The 19,746-nt window shown below is 43.9% G+C and carries 13 protein-coding genes; 3 read left to right on the plus strand and 10 right to left on the minus strand.

Translation table 11 applies throughout. From position 1 onward, the window contains the following. Positions 1–38 precede the first annotated feature (38 nt). The 9 genes from KCV26_03700 to KCV26_03740 form a co-directional block, all read right to left on the minus strand. Positions 39–1,694: a SusD/RagB family nutrient-binding outer membrane lipoprotein gene (locus tag KCV26_03700; GenBank protein ID WZX37499.1), complete on the minus strand. Its 1,656-nt coding sequence runs from the start codon at positions 1,692–1,694 to the stop codon at positions 39–41. Between the two features lie 14 nt (positions 1,695–1,708). Next, positions 1,709–5,143 carry a SusC/RagA family TonB-linked outer membrane protein gene (locus KCV26_03705; GenBank protein ID WZX37500.1) on the minus strand — a complete coding sequence of 1,145 codons (3,435 nt, stop codon included), beginning with the start codon at positions 5,141–5,143 and terminating at the stop codon, positions 1,709–1,711. 161 nt (positions 5,144–5,304) lie between these two features. Then, positions 5,305–6,318 (minus strand): PKD domain-containing protein, encoded by a 1,014-nt coding sequence (locus tag KCV26_03710; GenBank protein ID WZX37501.1) that lies wholly within the window; start codon positions 6,316–6,318, stop codon positions 5,305–5,307. A gap of 130 nt (positions 6,319–6,448) precedes the next feature. Continuing rightward, positions 6,449–7,360 (minus strand): dihydrodipicolinate synthase family protein, encoded by a 912-nt coding sequence (locus KCV26_03715; protein WZX37502.1) that lies wholly within the window; start codon positions 7,358–7,360, stop codon positions 6,449–6,451. Positions 7,361–7,491: 131 nt separating this feature from the next. Continuing rightward, complete coding sequence (locus tag KCV26_03720; GenBank protein WZX37503.1) at positions 7,492–8,769, minus strand: hypothetical protein; 1,278 nt, start codon at positions 8,767–8,769, stop codon at positions 7,492–7,494. A 193-nt stretch (positions 8,770–8,962) separates the two neighbouring features. Then, on the minus strand, positions 8,963–10,003 hold the full coding sequence (locus KCV26_03725; protein ID WZX37504.1) for a LacI family DNA-binding transcriptional regulator: 1,041 nt from the start codon (positions 10,001–10,003) through the stop codon (positions 8,963–8,965). Between the two features lie 137 nt (positions 10,004–10,140). Then, a complete protein-coding gene (locus tag KCV26_03730) occupies positions 10,141–11,136 on the minus strand; it encodes a HAMP domain-containing histidine kinase (GenBank protein ID WZX37505.1) in 996 nt (331 codons plus the stop codon). Continuing rightward, complete coding sequence (locus KCV26_03735; protein WZX38314.1) at positions 11,133–12,500, minus strand: sigma-54-dependent Fis family transcriptional regulator; 1,368 nt, start codon at positions 12,498–12,500, stop codon at positions 11,133–11,135. The genes KCV26_03730 and KCV26_03735 overlap by 4 nt, the downstream gene beginning before the upstream one ends. A gap of 22 nt (positions 12,501–12,522) precedes the next feature. Next, positions 12,523–13,683, minus strand: coding sequence for an ATP-binding protein (locus KCV26_03740; protein WZX37506.1), 1,161 nt, complete (start codon positions 13,681–13,683; stop codon positions 12,523–12,525). A gap of 350 nt (positions 13,684–14,033) precedes the next feature. On the opposite strand from KCV26_03740, the gene KCV26_03745 reads away from it, so the two are divergent. Then, complete coding sequence (locus KCV26_03745) at positions 14,034–15,545, plus strand: TolC family protein (GenBank protein WZX37507.1); 1,512 nt, start codon at positions 14,034–14,036, stop codon at positions 15,543–15,545. Positions 15,546–15,613: 68 nt separating this feature from the next. Here the strand turns inward: KCV26_03745 and KCV26_03750 are convergent, their stop codons facing one another. Beyond that, positions 15,614–16,750 (minus strand): ATP-binding protein, encoded by a 1,137-nt coding sequence (locus KCV26_03750; protein WZX37508.1) that lies wholly within the window; start codon positions 16,748–16,750, stop codon positions 15,614–15,616. A 246-nt stretch (positions 16,751–16,996) separates the two neighbouring features. Here KCV26_03750 and KCV26_03755 point away from each other — a divergent pair, with 246 nt between their 5' ends. Together KCV26_03755 and KCV26_03760 are read left to right on the plus strand one after the other, a co-directional pair. Then, a complete protein-coding gene (locus KCV26_03755; GenBank protein ID WZX38315.1) occupies positions 16,997–18,247 on the plus strand; it encodes an HlyD family efflux transporter periplasmic adaptor subunit in 1,251 nt (416 codons plus the stop codon). A gap of 144 nt (positions 18,248–18,391) precedes the next feature. Beyond that, positions 18,392–19,714: an ABC transporter permease gene (locus tag KCV26_03760; GenBank protein WZX37509.1), complete on the plus strand. Its 1,323-nt coding sequence runs from the start codon at positions 18,392–18,394 to the stop codon at positions 19,712–19,714. Positions 19,715–19,746: the final 32 nt, after the last annotated feature.

The raw sequence follows: 19,746 nt of genomic DNA on the forward strand, positions 1-19,746 counted from the left end.
CTGGTTTTTTTTTGAATTTCTACAGTGATATTCGTTTATCAATAAGGTTTCCCGGTTCCCTGAAGAACCCACATCTTCGACCAGGCACTATTTTTGGTCTGATCGGTACCCTGATAGGGTGTCGCTTCCAGCCTTTCAACGGCTGCTTCAACGTTGGCCCTGTTTTTCTCCACCTCATCGTTCGTGTGGTAGTACCACCGGATAGGTAATACCGGACGTATGGCCGATGGTCCCGTCTTCAGGTCAGGCAGTCCGGTCCTTCTCCAGTCGAACCAGGCCTCTTGAGCCGTTGTCCAACTGGCTATCCATTTTTGTTCAATGATGCTCTCCAGTCCACCATAAGGTACTCTTGTGATGTAATTGTCAAAATCATTCCCTACCCCCCAGGCTTTGAGAGACTCCCTGACCCCGTCGGCATAATATTCGGCAGGATCACCCGGAATCCACCCTCGATAAGCAGCCTCAGCGAGTATCAGGTTGGTTTCACAAGCTGAAATCAACCTCATCAGCACAAAAGGATCGGTTGTTTTTTTATACCTGCTGTTCAAATGGGACGCGTGCGGATTAACTGTCCCCTGGGCAGAGTTGGCATTATTCATATTAAAGATCTGTACCCTGGAGTGAGAAACAGGTACGCCTGCATATTCCGGATCGAAATCTACTTTCATCGCATTGGTCTCTTCAAAAGCACTCACGATGTCCTGCGAGACTTCGCGCTTGCCTTCAACGATCCGGTCTATTCCGCTACCCTGAACCAACACCAAAGGAATCTCAATCTTATCTGCCCATACCGCCAGCCGCGGATCATCGTATTCCCTGAGTACATCTACCAGTGTTTTTGCCAGTTTCACCCTCATATAGGCTCCGGCAGGATCGGTATCGTAGACCGTATTCAGCGGGTTGGAGACACCTTCTGAAGTCCCGGGGAAACTGATGTTTGCATCATCCTCCGCAACGGTTATCAATGGAAATTGTACAGGGTTATCCGCCATCTTCTTGATCCCTGCCTCGGCAAAAGAGGGTTCTTTCGCCTGTAGCCGCATATAATACCGCAAAGCAAGGGAGTTCGCAAATTTCCGCCATTTTGAAGCATCTCCTTTGTAAACCACGTCTTGTTTGGACACAATATTCTTATATTCACTGGCACTTTTTGAAAGCAACGTATTGGCAGTATCCAGATCAGCCAGAATACCCCGGTAGATTTCCTGCTGCGGATCAAAAGCCGGCCTGAAGTAATCAGCTCCAAGTTCCGCCTTAAGCGCGTCCTTATAAGGTGCGTCACCCCAGATATCGGTTATTAAGCCAAAAACATACGATCTCATAATACGGGCTACTCCTTCGTGAAAGGTGTAATCTCCTTTTACCGCTTTATTAAAGTACTCGTTGTTGTTCATCAAAATGCTGTAATAACCATTCCAGCTGTGTGAAAGGCTGTTCCATTCATAATTGTTGTGTCCGCCTGCCCATCCGGTATGTTGTGTATGTTGCATTACTCCGGAAAACGTACCAAAACCGATGCTATATATTGTTTGTCCCGTATTGGTTTGAATCGTAGGCAACAAAAAATTCACGTCTGCAATGGCAGGATCAACTCCATTTGGATTGATATTTAGCTCTTCGAGATCCTTGCAGGAGATAACAAAGCCAACCATCAATATTAACGCTACGGTAAAACGTTTTTTAATCTTATTCATGACATTATTCTCATTTAAAAAGAAAAACTTAATTTGAATCCTACCGGAACTACCCAGGGTTCGGCGTTGAAGCGTTCGACCCCTTGTTTAAACGTTCCATTGCCCGCAGATTGATATGCTTTCTCGGGATCTATTCCCATACCTGCATTTTTCGTCCAAATCATAATGTTTCTACTGTACACGGAAACATTCAGGTCCCTTATCCCCAATTTTTGGGAGGCTCTCTGAGGAACCCGGTAGTTCAGTGCAATCTCTCTTAACTTTACATAGTCCGCATCAAACAGGTTCGCTTCTCCAATATCCCAGGGATAACTCATGACATACGGCCTGAACTCGGTTCCTTCGTTTCCCAGATTCTCCTTTGTCAGGATAAAATTGCCGCTATCGTCGTAATATCCGTAAACGCCGGGTGCAAAAGTGCCGTCATAAGCTCCTATTCCCGTATAAAAATCGTTGTAATATCCGCCAAAATCAGGTGTTGGTCCCCCAACAGGCCTTGGATTGTTGGTAAAAATCAAGGCATCAGCGTTGGCTACTACCCAGTCGCGCAGGGCATTACTCGGATTGCCGCCCAGCCCGTCTGGCGGGATAACGAGTTGGTTGAGCCATGTATTCGAAACAACTCCTTCTGTCAGGTACCTCCAGGTTTGAGACACGTATTGTCCGCCCGATCTCCAGTCAAAGGTCATACTCAAGCTGAAGTTTTTGTATGAAAGCGTGGTCTGAAACCCCATGATAAAGCTGGGGTTATAATTTCCTACTTTGGAGTATTCGTCTTCCGACTGCCATTCGGCATCCTCGCTGTTTTCCGGCAGCAGAGGATAATTGTAGTACTTTGAATTCTTGTCGGTAACCCTCAGTATTTTCCGGCTGTAAAGATTCCCGATCAGACCGTCTCTGCCCAACTCCTCATTTTTTGCATATGCAATATTCTTAACTCTTGCCTCGCTCCAAAACTCCACAAAATCTGTCCCCTCCGACAATTCCAGTAAGTGAGTTCTGTTCTTGGTGAAATTTGCATTGATATCCCAAGTCCAGTCATTGGTCTGTATAGGCGTAAAGCCGAGCATCAGCTCGACGCCTTTGCTCTGCAATAATCCGGCATTGATTTTAATGCTGTTGAAACCCGTTGACCCTGCCAGGGGAACACTTAGAATCTGGTTACGGTTGTCTTCCTTGTAGTAGGTACCTTCAAACCGCAGCCGGTTATTGAACATCCTCAAGTCAACCCCCACTTCATACGATGTAGCTTCTTCGGGAAGGAGCACCGGGTTTAGCAGGTTTCCGGGCTTCCCCAGCCTGATGGCTTCCCCCCACTGTCCCGCATCAAAATAGGTGGCATAAAGGCTGTAGGGCGAAGTATCATTTCCTACCTGTGCAATACCTCCCCTTATTTTGAAAAGGTTTATCCGTTTTCCCAGATCGAACATGTTATTCACTATGAAACTTAAAGAAGAAGAGGGATAGAAATAGGATCTGTTTTCAGAGGGAAGCGTACTGGCCCAGTCGTTCCTCGCGGTAAGATCGAGGTAGACCATGTCTTTCCACCCCAGATTACCCATCGCATACACACTGTGGATTGCTCTTTCGTAACGGGCATTGGAATAGTTTAACGAAGTATTTTCAATGTTCTGGACCGTGTACAAATAAGGGATGATTAATCCTGAACCGGGTTTGGACGAATTGCTGATGTGTGACCAGTTGGCGTACAACACGTTTCCTCCGGCAGATGCGGTTAACGAAAAATCATTCCAGTTGTTTTTATAGGTAGCCAACACATCGGCATTTGTTTCAGCACTTTCACTGGTTACTATACCGTATGCCCCGTTGTTGGGCTCCCCTGAAAAGCCCGGATCCATTTTCGTTTCCCTGACTTCATCAGACTTATTCAATGCGTATCTTCCCATAAAACTGAGTTGCGGAGTTACCTCCCATGTAGCCGATACATTTCCGATAAGCCTGTTTCTTTTAAACCGGTTGTTGATCCCATATACGAGGAAATAAGGGTTTTCCCAACCCTCTCCGATGGTAAGAACCTCATTTCCACCAAGTTTATACGCTTTCAACTGACGAATATCAACGTTGGGTGGCGTCCAGGCAGCCCACTGTAAAGGGTTAGCCCCCCGTTCCTGGGTGGCCGGCCTGTTGTCGGCCCAGTTTTGCGTATAGTTAATATCGGTACTGACTGTAAATCCCTTCCGCATTTCGGACGTTGCAGAAAGAGTTAAATTATTTCTGTTAAGATCAGAATTGGGCACCAAACCCTTATTGGTCATATTCGATATTCCAAGCCTGTAGTTCACAAGATCCGTAACACTGGATATGGATATGCTGTTGGTGCTGGTAATTGCACTCCTGTTGATAAAATTTTTGTAGTTGTCAGGATAGGCAATCAGCTCCGTTGGTATTGCTGCTCCATTCGCGTCGAGTGGGGCAAACGGTTGTACCTGCCAATACCCCTTATTTAATTCAGGGCCTGCACCGGCCACTTCCGATACATTGTAGGGCGGTATAACTCCATTGGCAAAGGTCTTATCCGTATAACTCCGTGCTCCAAATCCAAAACGGTTCTGCACATCCAGGTACTTCGAAGGAATATCAAAAACGGTGTTCGAAACCACTTCCACTTTCATTCCTCCCCTCTGATTAGCCTTTTTTGTGGTAATGAGTACTACCCCGTTACCGGCACGTGTGCCATACAAGGCCGCTGCACTTGGGCCTTTGAGGATGGAAATGCTTTCGATACTTTCGGGATCGATATCCGAAATGGAATTCCCGTAGTCGACCAGATTGCCGCTGCCAAAACCTCCTACATTATTTACCGAGCTTGTCATGGGTACTCCGTCAATAACAAACAACGGCTGATTATCCGTACTCATGGAAGTAGCTCCCCGTATAACCATGCTTACCGTAGATCCTGTTCCACCGGTAGAGTTAATGGTTACCCCGGTTACTTTTCCTGCCATAGAAGTGAGGATATTCTCATGAACAACCTTCGATAACTCTTTAGAAGCAATTTTTCCTACTGAATAGCCCAGCGATTTCTCCTCACGCCTGATACCAAGAGCTGTAACTACCAGTTCATCCAGGGCCTCAGCACTCTCAACCATTAAAACGTTAATGGAGTTCCTGCCTCCTACAGCAATTTTCTGAAGGGCAAATCCTAAGTAGGAGAACACAAGGGTTGCATTTTCAGGTACCTCTATACTGTAAGTTCCGTCCATGTCGGTCACAGTACCTGTAGTAGTTCCTTCCACAACAATGGATACTCCGGGAAGAATCGCTCCATCGATCGCTGACGTAACTGTTCCTGTAACACGTATGGTGTTTTGCCCGGCTCCTGTTGGTTGCGCATAACAGTTCTCCACAAGAACCACAAGAAAGAATACGGACAAGAAAAACGCCAACACATTATTGCTTTTTATCTTTTGTAAAATAATTATTTTCATACGACTAAGATTATTAACTTTCAATAAAGTCAGCTATTCGCGCGCTACAGCATAACACGCTCAAGCTTGGTTTTGCTCCTTGGCTTTGCGAATAGTTTCAAAGGTATTGTAGGAAACGCGCTCTTATCACGCCCGTCTCATACCGAACCATTTAACAGGATTTAATTAACTGCTTCAAAAGTAAGTATTGCAGCAGAAGTACTCAGTGCTATCAGTGGATCCTGGCTGATTATCGCTTTAGGGTCCAGTGTCATGAACATCACCAGCCGCATGGTGCTGTTTTTTATCTCCTGAACAATAACCTTGCGGTGGAAATCCCTGATTCCTATAAAATCACCGGTTCCCGGAAAGTCAATAGTCATTACCCCCGGATAGGTAACTACGGGAACTCCGTCAGGACGGACTCCAGTGGCAAAACCCGGAACCGTAGGGACGGAAAAATCTTCACTTTCGTTGAATACAAATGTCGCATCTTCCCGGGGAGTACAGGTGGTCATTGCAAAGACATCCTGTCCAAACACGGCTTCTCCCCCCGTCTTTGTAATCTGGGCTAATCCCGACTGTTGCAAGATCATCGCATAGACAATACCCCCAAAAGAGGAACCATCTGTAGGGGTATGCCTATAACCACCGTCGTGGTAAAAGGTGTACTCATCGTTATAGGCTTCCGGAAGTCCGACAAATACACTAAAAGCTCCTGCGGGCAACGATGGAATATCTTCATCGAGCAACGAAAATGCTATGTCTGAGTTTACCAACTTATCGTTAACGGTATGCGACTGTGTCAACCTCCAGGTCTTGCCATTGTACCCTTCAGCGGTATGATCTCCCGTTAGCAGGGCATAGGGAGTGAGCGCAACCGCCAAACTCACTTGCGCGGTTACTGAATTGCCAATCTTGTCTTTTGCCGTTAATTTTGCCAGGTAATACCCCCCCTCCCCATACACATGCACGGGATCTTTTTCGTTGCTGGTATTTCCGTCTCCAAAATTCCACTCCCAGCTTACCGCACTGTGGGTGAGCGCTGTGAATGCTGCCTGTTTCCCGTCTATGCTGTGGAAAATCAAGGCAGAAAGCGGTAAGTCATCCCCTGTCTCTTCACTTGAACACGATGAGGAAAAAAAGGCCGTCATGCACAGAAAGAGAGAGGTTAAGTACAAAAAACGTGTTTTCATAAAAACTTCTTTACTGATCAATTTTGATTAACTTAAATTCGTTTTAATCCATTCGCCAATAACTACAATGCCGTTTCTACAGTATCACTCTCGGATTATTGTTAATCCAGGTTTATCCATCCTTTTCGGATCACTCACAGATCCTCATAATCTTTTCCAGGGCAGTTTTAACTTGCCCGTATTGCTGCCCGCTGAATTTTTTAAAAGGGGAAGCTATAAAACCGTTGCAAATTCCCAGTATCTCCAATGAACATTTCAATCCTTTCAGGTAACTGGAACCGTTTTCACCAACAGTATAAAGGGTAGAAGAGATATTCATTATTTTGGCCTGCAGGTTTCTTACCACCTCGATGTCATTTGCTACAGCAGCATGATACAAGTCCACGTACAACCGTGGAAAAATATTTGCTCCTCCGTTAACTCCTCCGTCAGCACCCAGCAAAACCATTTCGGCTGTCATTTCTTCCGGCCCCACAAATATTGAAAAATTTTCACAGTTACGCATCTCGTGTATAACCCTCTGGAGATAAGGCGCGTTACCCGAGCTGTCCTTAAACCCTACCACACGGGGATTTTCGGCTATTCTCTTTATCGTTTTGGGGTCAAAGCTTATCTTGGTGTTTACAGGCATATTGTACAGGTATAGCGGTAGATTTAACTGGGGTACCAGCGATTCATAGTATTCTGCCAATTCCGTCTGATCCATGACAAAATAAAACGGAGGGGTGGAAACTACTGCATCTGCACTGAAACTAGCTGCTGTTTCAGCCAACCGGATACTTTCCGTAATGGAAGTATCTGAAATACCGACCAGCAGGGGCACTCTTTTTCGTATCAACCTGCTCGACTGACGAATCATTTCAATTCGGAGATTGATGGCCAGGTTTGAGGCTTCTCCTGTTGTCCCCAAAATAAAAATGCCGTGTACACCACCCGATATCACGTGTTCAATCAATCTCTCCAAACCGGCAATATCCAGGGTGTTGTTGTCGATAAGCGGAGTTACAAGTGGGGTTACTATTCCCTGAACAATTTTTCTCATATGATTTAAATTATTTATTTTCAAATTATAAGCAAGGCATCTACTCACTTCAGCATAACAGGAGTACACCAGCCTTAGGCTCCTTTCATGTATCTAAACTTTTAGTTGTGTAAAAAATTGTTCGCATGAATTTAGAAACGATTTTGTGTTCCCGGCAATCCCTCGTGGAGATTAACTGCAATAAACGACATGACCGTAATAAAAAGTATCACTGCGACAAGCACCTTGAAGAGTTTCCGGGAGTCAACCTGTAACAAAGGATGTGATGAAAAAGGACTTCCCTGTATTCGTGTCAACATCAGTATCACAATTAAATTGACAACATAGAGGTGAATATTCAATGCTGCTTTTCCGCCCATCACTCCGTTGATGATGTATCCAAAAAGAATGTATACTGAGAAGTAGACGATAAAAACAAAACGTATGTCTCCTACATTGAACCCTGTATGGACTTTTTTCAACCTATATCCGATCAAAGCTGCCGATATAACCAAGATAATCAGTGAGGATATGCTGCTTATTTTGCCGGTCAGTTCAGGTTGCACAACCTCAGCTCCCGTTCTAAACCGCTCGATAACAGGATCAAACGAAAGAGATTGCTGAAATACAACGAAAGGTATAACCAGAAACACCAGCACAAATGCCACTCTGTTTTCCCATGCTTTAACCGGAGAAACGGTTTGGGGCCACACTGAGGTAAAAATACCGTAGGCAAGGGCAATCCCTCCAAAAAATCCGATACTGTACTCCATGACATTCCACATATTAAACGGAATCTCCGCGACCATTCCAACAATTTGTAGAAAGTTTCCGAAAGCAAAGCCAAACCCTGTGCCGATACCGGTAATCAACGATATCCTGGTCGTTGCCGGAAATCCCTTTCGGGCAGTGTACCACAAAAAAGCAAGCGCAGCTCCCAGGCAAATGGCCCAGGCTTCCGAACGGGGAGGGGTCATTAACCATTCGAGTTGTCGAATCAAGAGCCCGTAAACGATTAGTCCTCCCATGCCCATTTGAGCAAAAAGGACTCCCCACTCCACCTTTCTCTCTTTCGAGGATTCCAGGGAAAGCCCCGTCAAACCTCCCCCCAATACCCCAAACAGTGTTCCGATAGCAAACAGCATCGTCAATCCGTATAAGGCATTTGGATAATTATTGCTCATACCGTAACCCACAACAAGACCGTAACTTATCATTCCTGTAATACCCCACCCGACAGATGCTGCAAGCACTGTCGGCAACATTTTGCTGTACCAGTCTTTACGCCTCGAAACCAAGATCAGGCCCAGAGTGGCTATGCCACCTGCCCATGCTGCTCCCTGCTCATGTCCAAAGTGACCGCGGACTGCCCACGCAGTCCCCAGCGTCATCCCAACCATCAGTATATGCAATGCTTGATTTTTATTCATTGTTCAATTCATTGTTTTCTTCTTATTCGTTCTGTCATCCAGTGCCTCTTCTTATTATCTTTTTAATCGCAGAAATGCTAAAACGATTCAGCTATGTGGTAAAAAAACAACATGACTTCCAAACCCTTCAGGTACAAAAAAATAAAAATAATGTTACCAATCCTATACGTTTTTATTAAGAAAAAATTAAGTTTTATACGTTATCCATTTTGATGGATGAATGCTGTATAATCAGTTCCGGTTCGATAAACGTCTTGGAAAACTTACGGTTCTCCCCATATTTTATCTTATCTATCAAGGTATTAACCGCTTCCTCCGTAATCATATCAATCGGTTGCTTGATATACGTTATCGGAGAATAGTACAAGTCGAACAACTCACTACCATAGAATCCTACCACTGCCACATCGTCGGGAATCCGCTTATTCAATTTGTTTAAACTACGCAGGCCGGCTACCAACAAGGCATTTGTAATAAAAATTACGGCTTCCGCATTCTTTCTATTGACTAAATAATCAAGTGCTTTTTCAACTTCGGGAAGCGGATGATCAATATTTACGCTTTTCACGTTAACGTATTCGCCAAGCTCATGGTTATTCATGGTTTCCTTATACCCGAGAATACGGTCTCTGATGTTACTCAATCCAGATTTATAAGAGATTAACGCAATATTTCTGTACCCTTGTTCAATTAAATGCATCGTAGCCTGTTTAGTCGCATTGAAATTGTTCAGGCACGAATAACTTACCTCCAGTTCAGGGAAATACCTGTCGATAAGTACAACAGGAATATTTTTCTTGTGTAATTCGGCGATCATGCCTTGTGATCCCTCGCACGGAACGATGATTAATCCAGCAACACCCTTGTCAAGCATGACATCGATCAGTTGTCTGGTTTTTACTAAACTCTCATCGGAACTGCCGAAAATGACCTTGTAATTAATTTCGTTGGTTTTGTTTTCAATGATACGCGAAATCGTTGAGTAGAAAGGATTTGAAATATCCGTCACGATTAACCCGATGAGTTGAGAGTTACCGGTACGCAATCCTTTGGCAACCATATTGGGTGAATATTGTAACTCCCTGGCCGCTCGTTTTACCAAAGTAGCCGTCTCCTCGCTTATCCTGTATTGCTTGGCTTTTCCGTTTAAAACAGCTGAAACCAACGTTTTGGATACGCCGATGTGGTTGGCCAAATCCTTTAAGGAAACTCTATCTCTAGGCTTTTCATCCACAACAGTTATTGTTTTTCTCCACAAAAATATCTTGCTGTATCGAATCAGCAAAATATTTTAAGTTAAAAAACAACCTTTATGCTGTAAAACATATATCATCTGATTTTAGGGAAATGCCATTTACCTGGATACCTGAGTTAATCCGGAAAAATCATTGTAAATTTACTTCCACCTTTTTCCGATCTTACCACTATTTTCCCTTTGTGGCGCAACATTATTTGTCGGCAAATACTAAGACCTATGCCGGATCCGGTAGGTTTTGTAGAATAAAAGGGAATGAAAATTTTCTCCATGGCTTCGGATGAAATACCTTGACCGTTATCCGAAACCGAAATATGGATTTCGCCGCCTATCTTTTCGGCTTTTACCTCTATTTTAGATTTAGGTTGTGTAACGCAAGCTTCGTGGGCGTTTTTTAGCAGATTGAGCAACAATTGATCCGTCATGCCCTTGTCGGCCTTTAGAATAAGCTGATCGGGATAAACAGAATAGGCAAATTGAATACCGCCGGGACCAACCAGTTGTTGCATCGATTTGAGCATCGACTGCACGTGAATAGGCTGAACGGTAGGTTGCGGCAAGTGTGTAAGTTTGCGGTAATTTTCGATGAACGAAAGTAATCCTTTGCTACGTCGGTGGATGGTTTCCATCCCCTGTTTCATGATGCGATACGCTTCGGGATCGGTATCATCTGGCATTTTGCGTTCGTTGAGCGTTTCGGAAAGAGAAATAATGGGCGTGATACTGTTCATGATTTCGTGCGTGAGCACACTGATAAGTTTTTGCCACGCTTGTGACTCGGCTTCGTCCATCATGGCATCGTGCGTACGGGAACGAAAAATATCGAGTGCTTCGTTCATTTCTTGCGAAAGGAGATTGATCTCATCGTTAGCTCCAGAACTGACAAAGTGTGTAGAGAAGTCGGAATGACGAATACCTGCAATCAATTGTTCCATGCGACTGATCAGTTTTTTGCGATCTAAATACATTGAAACCGCAACCGCCACAATTGCAACCAATATTATTGCTGACGAGAAGATAAATCCTTTCAGGTAAATCCACGCTACAATCAACGATGACAACACAATCGTGGTGATTTTCAGGGAAAAGAGGTGCTTGGACTTGAACTTCATCGTTGTTTATATTTATCTATTTTCCGATATAAGGTAAATCTCGAAATACCCAGCAATTCTGCTGCTTGATTCATGTTTCCGTCAGCTTGTTCGAGGGCTTTTTCGATGGCTGATTGTTCCAGTTCTTCCAAATTCAGGTTCTCGGATTTCGTTTTTCGCACCGGCGCCGGTTTCAGCATAAAGTCATCGGCAGAAAGCGTATATCCCGATGCCAAAATCACAGCGCGTTCCATAGCGTGCTGCAATTCGCGCACGTTGCCCGGCCAGTTGTATGCGTTTAGTTTCCGCAACGCAGATGTAGAAATGCACCGGATGTCTTTCTTGTATTTTTTCGCGAAGCGATGTAAAAAGTGACCGGCAAGTAGTTCAATATCTTTTCCACGCTCACGCAATGGCGGAATATGCAACTCGATAGTATTGATGCGATAGAGCAAATCTTGCCGAAAATAGCTACGAGCAACCATTTCGTGAATATCGACATTTGTGGCGCAAAGCAAACGTACGTTTATGTGTATGGGAGAAGTGCCGCCAAGACGCATTATTTGTTGTTTTTCGATAGCTGTTAACAACTTCATTTGCGTTGCTGGCGTGAGATTTCCGATTTCGTCCAGAAAAAGTGTTCCGCCCGATGCAATTTCAAACCGTCCGGCTTTTTCCTTCTTAGCATCGGTAAACGCCCCTTTTTCGTATCCAAAAAGTTCGCTTTCGAACAGTGTTTCGGGAATAGCGCCTAAATCGATATGCACAAACGGCTTGCCGGCGCGTGGTGAGCAACAATAAAGCAGGTTGGCAATCAGGTCTTTCCCCGTTCCGTTTTCACCCAGGATCAGTATGTTGGCATCGGCATTTTTCAGTTTGTCGATGGTTTCAAACAAGGATTGCATTACTTGGCTTTCTCCGATAACTTCGGGAAACGAAAGGTTGCTCTCAAGAGCCGCCACTTGTTTTTTCAGTTGCGAAACTTCTGTACGTTTACGGCGTAATTCCACGCCCGAAGCCACCGTGGCCAGCAATTTGTCCTTTGCCCACGGTTTGGGAATAAAATCGGTAGCGCCGGCTTTAATTGCTTGCACCGCTTTCTCAGTATCGGAATAGGCAGTTACGAAAATCACCACCGCATCGGAATCGGTTTCCTTTATCTTTTTTAGCCAGAAAAAACCTTCATGTCCGCTATCTGCATCTTTCGTAAAGTTCATGTCGAGTAAAATCACGTCAGGAGCGAACGTTTCTATGAAATGAGCGATGCGTTCGGGTTGTGTTGTGACTTTTACCTTTTCCACGTGCGGTTGCAGCAGTAGATTAAGAGCGAAGAGAATGTCTTCGTTATCGTCAACGATGAGTATTTTTCCTTGTTTGGTTGTCATGGTTGTCGAATTAAAAAACTTATCAAACATCTGTTTCATTCCACGGCACAATTTGTGCTACGGTACGGTTTTGCCTTTCGTTTCCGCCGTAAATCAATGTTTTTGTGAGTTTCGTTTCTTTTGCGAGTGCAGCGTAATAATTTAATCCCTTAAACAAATCCGGCATAATGGTCTGTGTTGCTTTGATTTCTACAATTTCAGTTTGCTGCGACTTTTCGAGTACCATGTCCACCTCGTTGCCTTCCGAATCCCGCCAAAACCACGGCTCTATTTGTTTTTCATTTTTATGATGCAGACGCTTTACGTATTGCGAAATAATCATATTTTCAAACAATGTGCCCTTTATGGATTGATTTTCAATTTTCGATACGTCATTTATTTTTAGCAGATTACTTAATAACCCTGTGTCGTAGAAATAAAGCTTGGGAGATTTGACAATGCGTTTGCTAAAATTGTTGTAAAAGGGTCTCAGCAGAAAAATGATGTAACTGTTTTCTAATGCCGACAGCCACGCCTTTACTGTTGGCGACGAAATGCCACATTCTTTTGCCAAGTTGCTCATATTCAAGATCTGCCCTGCACGAGTTGCACACAATGTCAAAAACTTTTGGAAAAGGCTCATATCCTTGATGGCAATCAATTCGCTCACATCGCGCTGAATGTAGGTTTCGATGTAGTTCGGATAAAAATCCGAAGGCTTGATATTTCGGTCGTAAATAGCAGGGTAAAAACCTTTTTTCAAATATTCCGCGTATTCTGGTTGAAGTAGTTCCGCATTTGTCAATTCTTGAAAATCGAACGGAAAAAGCCGAAAAATGGCAACTCTACCCGCCAAACTTTGCGTGATGTTTTGCATCAGATGAAAGTTTTGCGAACCCGAAAAAATAAATTGCCCCATTATTCTGCTATCGTCAACAATGGATTGAATATATGAAAACAAATGCGGTACGCGCTGCACTTCATCAAAAATAACATATTTACCATACTGGTTTAAAAAACTTTGCGGATCGGTTTCCGCAAAATTTCGCGTATCCGGATTTTCAAGGTTCACATACCTGTAATCCGAAAACATCTCTTTTAGCAACGTTGTTTTGCCTGATTGTCTTGGTCCCGTAAGTGCGATAATGGGATATTTTTCTGCAAGTTGTTTCATAGCACCTGCTATTTCCCGATTAACCATCATAGTTTATTGTTTTTTAGATTGTTTTGGATGCAAAGATACTTAATATTTTAAAAATACAGGACTATAACTTTAAATTTACAGGACCACAACTTTAAATTTACAGAACTCCAACTTTAAATTTGCAGGATTTGTTGTTTAAATTTACACAACTTTTACCCTAAACATTCATTAGACTTTAAACATTAAACTTAATTCCCACCACAAATGTAAACAATATATCTTTACAAAACTGTGCGAAATCGAACTCAATTTGTGCGATTCCACACTTTTTGCAAAAAACATTAAAATCGTAATAATCTAATTATCTTATACATACGCCTTTGGTACAACTTTTGTTATTTGTTTTTTATATGAAACAAATCATCGTCATTCTCTCCTTGTTTGCCTTCGGGCATTTGGCAGCAGCTCAAGACACACTTCGGCTCACATTGGACGAAGCGGTGGCGCTTGCCCGGAAGCAGTCGCCGCAGGCGGTGGCGGCACGCCATCAATACCGGGCGGCTTATTGGAATTGGCGGTCGTTCAAGGCCGATTACCTGCCCAGCCTGACGTTCTCGTCCAATTCGCAGCTCAACCGGTCCATCAGTCCGGTTACGCTGCCCGATGGAACCGATAGTTTTGTACACCGCAACCAATTGCTCAACGACGGCTCAATGACCATCAATCAAAATATTGCCCCACTTGGAGGTAGCGTGTTCGTACAGAGCGGTTTGCAGCGATTGGATATTTTCTCCGAAAACCAATACTCGTTCAAATCCACGCCCGTGGTCGTCGGATATTCGCAAAATCTGTTCGGTTACAACTACCTGAAATGGAATAAGCGCATCGAGCCTGTACGATACAGCACAGCACAAAAACACTACGCCGAAACGCTCGAATTAGTGGCTTCGGAGGCGGCAATGAAATTTTTTCAGTTGGCTACGGCGCAAAGCAATTTACGTTCGGCAAACTACAATTACGCCAATGCCGATACCCTTTATACTTACGCCAAAGGACGTTACGAAATAGGCACCATAACCGAAAACGAGATGCTGCAACTGGAAATCAATTACCTTTCGGAACAAACCAATCGCCTGAATGCCCGCATTGAAATGGACGACCGAATACAGGATTTACGCAGTTTTTTGGGAATTACGGAAAACATGGAAATGGTGGCGGAAGTGAGTGAAGCAGTGCCCCATTTTACTGTTCCCGTGGACGATGCGCTACAACTTGCGCGCCAAAACAGTCCCGACATGGAGCTGCTTGCCTTGCAAAAACTTCAAAGCGAAAGTGCGGTGGCCTATGCCAAAGCTTCGCGAGGATTTAAGGCTGATTTGTATATGCAGTTCGGCTTGTCGCAAACCGACCGCAGTTTTGCCAACGTCTATCACAATCCGCTTAACCAGCAATTGGCTAGTTTGGGCATTCGCATCCCGATTTTGGATTGGGGCGTGGGGCGCGGACGGGTGGAAGTGGCAAAAAGCAACCTCGAAAAAGTAAAAATAGACATTGCGCAAGCGCGAACCGATTTTGATTCCAACGTGATAAAACTTGTGAAGCAGTTTAACCTGCAAGCCGATAAAGTGGCTATCGCGCAGAAAACATCGGTACGTGCCGCTCGCCGGAACGATGTGGCCTACCGTCTTTATTTATTAGGCAAATCCACCGTTCTCGACCTCAACGCCGCCACTGCCGAAAAAGACCGTTCGCAACGCGACTATATCCGCGAACTGCAAAACTACTGGAGCCTCTATTACGGATTGCGGAGCATCACGGGATGGGATTTTGAGAAGAATAGTCCGATTTTGAATGTGTCAGTACAGAAAATAGAGTACAGATGTCAGAAGACGGAAGACAATTTTTATAGTTTAATTAAATAAAACCGGTACAGCAAAGCGTTGCTCTACTTCAAAAATTGAAATAATAATATAAGCGAAAATTGATCTGATCAAAAGAAATCGCCGCTCCAAAGCATCGACAAGAATTGTAACACGGGATAAATCTCCACATTGTTCATCCTTCGCGGATTTTTATCCAACGAAACAATAATCAGCCGGCAATCGGGAAATTCTTCCGAAAATGCCTTTAATCCCTTTGTGTGATGCGATTGCACTTCGTCGGATGATTTTATTTCAATGGCTGTTTCGGCATTTCCGATAATGGCGTCCACTTCGTAACCCGATGTTGTGCGCCAATAGGACAAGCTGAGTTGAGGCTTGAAATAACCAAGGTAGGCTATAAGTTCTTGCATGATTAAATGTTCGAAAGCATGTCCAAATTCGGGTGAACCGGGGTTTATCTCAGTTCTTTTGAGAAGAAAATTAGCAATGCCTACATCAAAATAGTAAAACTTGGGAGATTGGATAACACGACGTTTCACGTTTCGGGTAAAAGCGGGAATGGTATAACCTATCAGCGTTTCTTCCAAAATAGAAAAATACTCTTTCACTGTAGGTGCACTCACGCCGCATTCCGAAGCAATGTTGTTGTAATTGAGAATTTCACCATTGCTCAAAGCCGCAATCTCCATAAACCGAGAAAAAGTATTCAGGTTTCGCGTAAGTGCTTCGGCTTTTATTTCCTGTTGCAAATAATCGCCCACGTAAGCGTGAAGCCGGTTTGTGGCGTTTTCCACTAAATAGTGGCGCGGCAGCATACCGTTATTGCAGGCTTTTACAAGGTCGAAATCGGGAATTTCGGCGCTGACAAACGGATACAAGTGCTTTCGAATAGCTCTGCCTCCAAGCAAATTCACACCGCTTCGGCGTAACTTGCGTGCACTGGAGCCGCTCAGGATAAAACGAAGATTATGATTGCTTATCAACCAATGCACTTCGTCAAGTAAAGCAGGGATTTTCTGAATTTCGTCGATGATAACCAACTCGTTTACGAACAGGCTTAGTTCTTCGCGTAACAGTGCCGGACGGCGGTTATAACGTTCAAATTCATCCGATTTCAACAAATCGATGATTCGTTTGTCGGGAAACAGCATTTTCAGCAGCGTACTCTTACCGGTTTGCCGCGCACCCCAAAGAAAAATGCTTTCGTTCTCTATATCCTGAATTGTTATTTTTCGTGATAACATTCTGATTTGTTTTTTGTGAATAATAAGGTAAAACCGTTACAAAGATACATTATTTTTCATGAATATCTAAAGTATAGCTTTGTTTTTTCATGAATATCTAAAGTACAACTTTGTTTTTTCATACAGATTTCAGATAATAGACTTTTAACGCCAATGGCCAACATAAAAATGAACAACCCGGAACTCGAAACTCAGAACTCAAAACTTAGAACCGATAACTCTTTCCACGAATCCCGCGACAGCGCTATGGACAAACGCTTGCCCAAACGTTCGTTTTTCCAAAAATACAAATACCACCTGCTTGCCGGAGCGGCGTTTGTGGCGTTCCTCGTATTTGTTATCGTGAGCGTATCGGGCGGACGAAAACTGCGTGTGGACAACGAAAAAATCGCGATTGCCGACGTGGCGGAAGCGCCGTTTCTCGATTACGTGGATGCCGAAGGCATCGTGCAGCCCATCCAAACCATCAAGCTCAACGCGCTGGAAAGCGGAATGGTACAGGAAGTGATTGCCGAAGAAGGCGCGATGCTGAAAAAAGGCGACGTGATTCTTGTGTTGCAAAATCCCGAATTAGAGCGCATCATCGAAGAGCAGCAAGCCGAATGGGAAAAACAGCGTATCCTCTACGAGGAGAAAAAGCTGGAAATGGAGCAGAAAACCATCCTGCTCAAGCAGCAAACACTTCAGGCGCGATACGAACTGAGCCGTTTGCAAAAAGACTTCGCGCTGGGCGAAGAAGAATTTAAGATGGGTGTAAAAAGCAAGGCGCAACTCAATGTGCAACGCGAAGAATTTACCTACAAAACCCAAAGCACCGCCCTGCAATTAGACGGGCTAAGACAAGACAGCGCCGCCACACACCTGCGCCGAACGCTGATGGACAACGACCTCGAGCGGGTACGAAAAACCACCTCACACGCCCGCGGACGAATGGATAATTTAATTGTGCGCGCCCCGATGGACGGACAATTGAGTTTCCTCAACGTTACGCTCGGCCTGCGGGTGGGACAATCGGAAAGCATTGGCGAAATAAAAGTGATGGACAATTTCAAGATACATACCCGATTGAGCGAGTATTACATCGACCGCGTACAGGTGGGATTGCCTGCATCGGTAACCTATCAGGGAAAGAAATATCCGCTACGCGTGTCGAAAGTCGTTCCCGAAGTGAAAGACCGGCAATTTGATGTGGATTTGGTGTTTACGGAGACCATGCCCGACAACGTACGCATTGGCAAAAGTTTCCGGGTGCAGGTGGAGCTGGGACAACCGGAAACGGCCATCGTCATTCCACGCGGCGATTTTTTCCAAACCACCGGCGGACAGTGGATTTATAAGTTGAACAAATCGGGCGACAGGGCAGTGAAAACACCCATCAGCGTTGGTCGGCAAAATCCGGTGCAGTACGAAATAGTGAGCGGACTGCAAGCCGGCGACCGCGTGGTGGTGAGTGGATACGCTAATTTTGGCGATGTGGAGGAACTGGTAATAAAATAGTTTTAAGTGCTGAGTTGGTAATTATTAGTAAGTTTAAGGTTTAAAGTTTGAAAATTTATCAAACCGCCGGCTGCAAACTTCGGTTTTCGGACTTCTAACAGTCTATTTAGTATTTGGTAATTAATAATTTGTAATTAAAAATATATGCTGTTACATTATCTAAAAATCGCGTGGAGAAATCTCCTGAAATACAAAACCCAAACCATCATCAGTGTATTGGGATTGACCATCGGCGTGGTGTTTTTCGCGTACGGATACCATTGGTATAAATACGAAACATCGTATGACGGTTTTTATCCTAATTCGGGCAGGATTTATCGAGTGTATGGCATTGAGAAAAACACGATGAATCAAAACGCAAAAATCCCTTATTTGGCAGTTGCCAAGATAAAAAATGGGTTTCCCGAAGTGGAGAAAATTGCCGTTCTGTACGATCAGTTTTCTATATCGTTTACTTACGAAAACGAAAGGTTGGAAATTCGGGATATCGAGAATGTTGATGAGAACTTCTTCAAAATGTTCCCTCCAATAGTAATTTGCGGTTCGTTGGACGACGATTTGTTTTTGGAAAAAGAGATAGCCGATATGGTAGTTACGGAAGATTTCGCCCGAAAGTTCTTCAATACACCCGAAGAAGCTCTCGGTAAAATGTTTATATCAACCTACAAAAACAGCTACGTCATAAAAGCGGTGATAAAAAATCCACCTGTCAATTCAAACTTTCAAGCGCAGTGTTATATTGCCGATATAAACGTAAGGGCGATATCAAGTGAGTCGGAAGAAAAAATTCAATGGACGAGCTTCTATCAAACACAACTGTATGTTCAGTTGCATAAAAACGCAAACAGAAAGGCTTTTGAAGAAAAATTGCGCAGCTACGCGGTCGATAATGATTTAAACACTAATTTGTTGTTCGCGATAAGCCCATTGAGAACCGTTAAGTACGACATTCAACAAGCAGGAAACGTGTTTGAACAACATAACAGCCTCAATTTAACCTACATACACACATTCCTGTTTGTCGGCGTGTTGCTGATTTTATCGGTTTTCTTTAACTACCTGAACATTCTTATCAACAGTATAGTGCAACGAACGCGCGAAATGAATCTTCGTAAAGTGTCGGGGGCACACACCCGAAATCTTTTTGTACAACTTTTTGTAGAAATTGGTTTGTTAATCTTGTTTGTTATCCTCTTATCCTTATCTGTTGCCGAATTAACTGCATCATCTTTCGAGAAAGTGTTTCAAACCGTTATCCTGAAACATCAATTGTTCGGAATACTTTTTGAGACTATCGCCATAGTGGGTGTTTCGCTTTGCAGTATCGTTTTTGTATCCCTTTACCGATTTCTCCAAAAAACATCTTTCAGGAAAAACATTACCCGTGTTCAAATGCAAAGAACACTGTCTGCGGGGAAAATAAGTATGGCCGTTCAACTGCTTGTCTTGTCGGCGCATTTTTTATGATGAGTGCTCTTGCTTTTTGGAGACAAGTGCGA

Source organism: Petrimonas sulfuriphila (genome assembly GCA_038561985.1).
GTDB classification, from domain to species: Bacteria; Bacteroidota; Bacteroidia; order Bacteroidales; family Dysgonomonadaceae; genus Petrimonas; species Petrimonas sulfuriphila.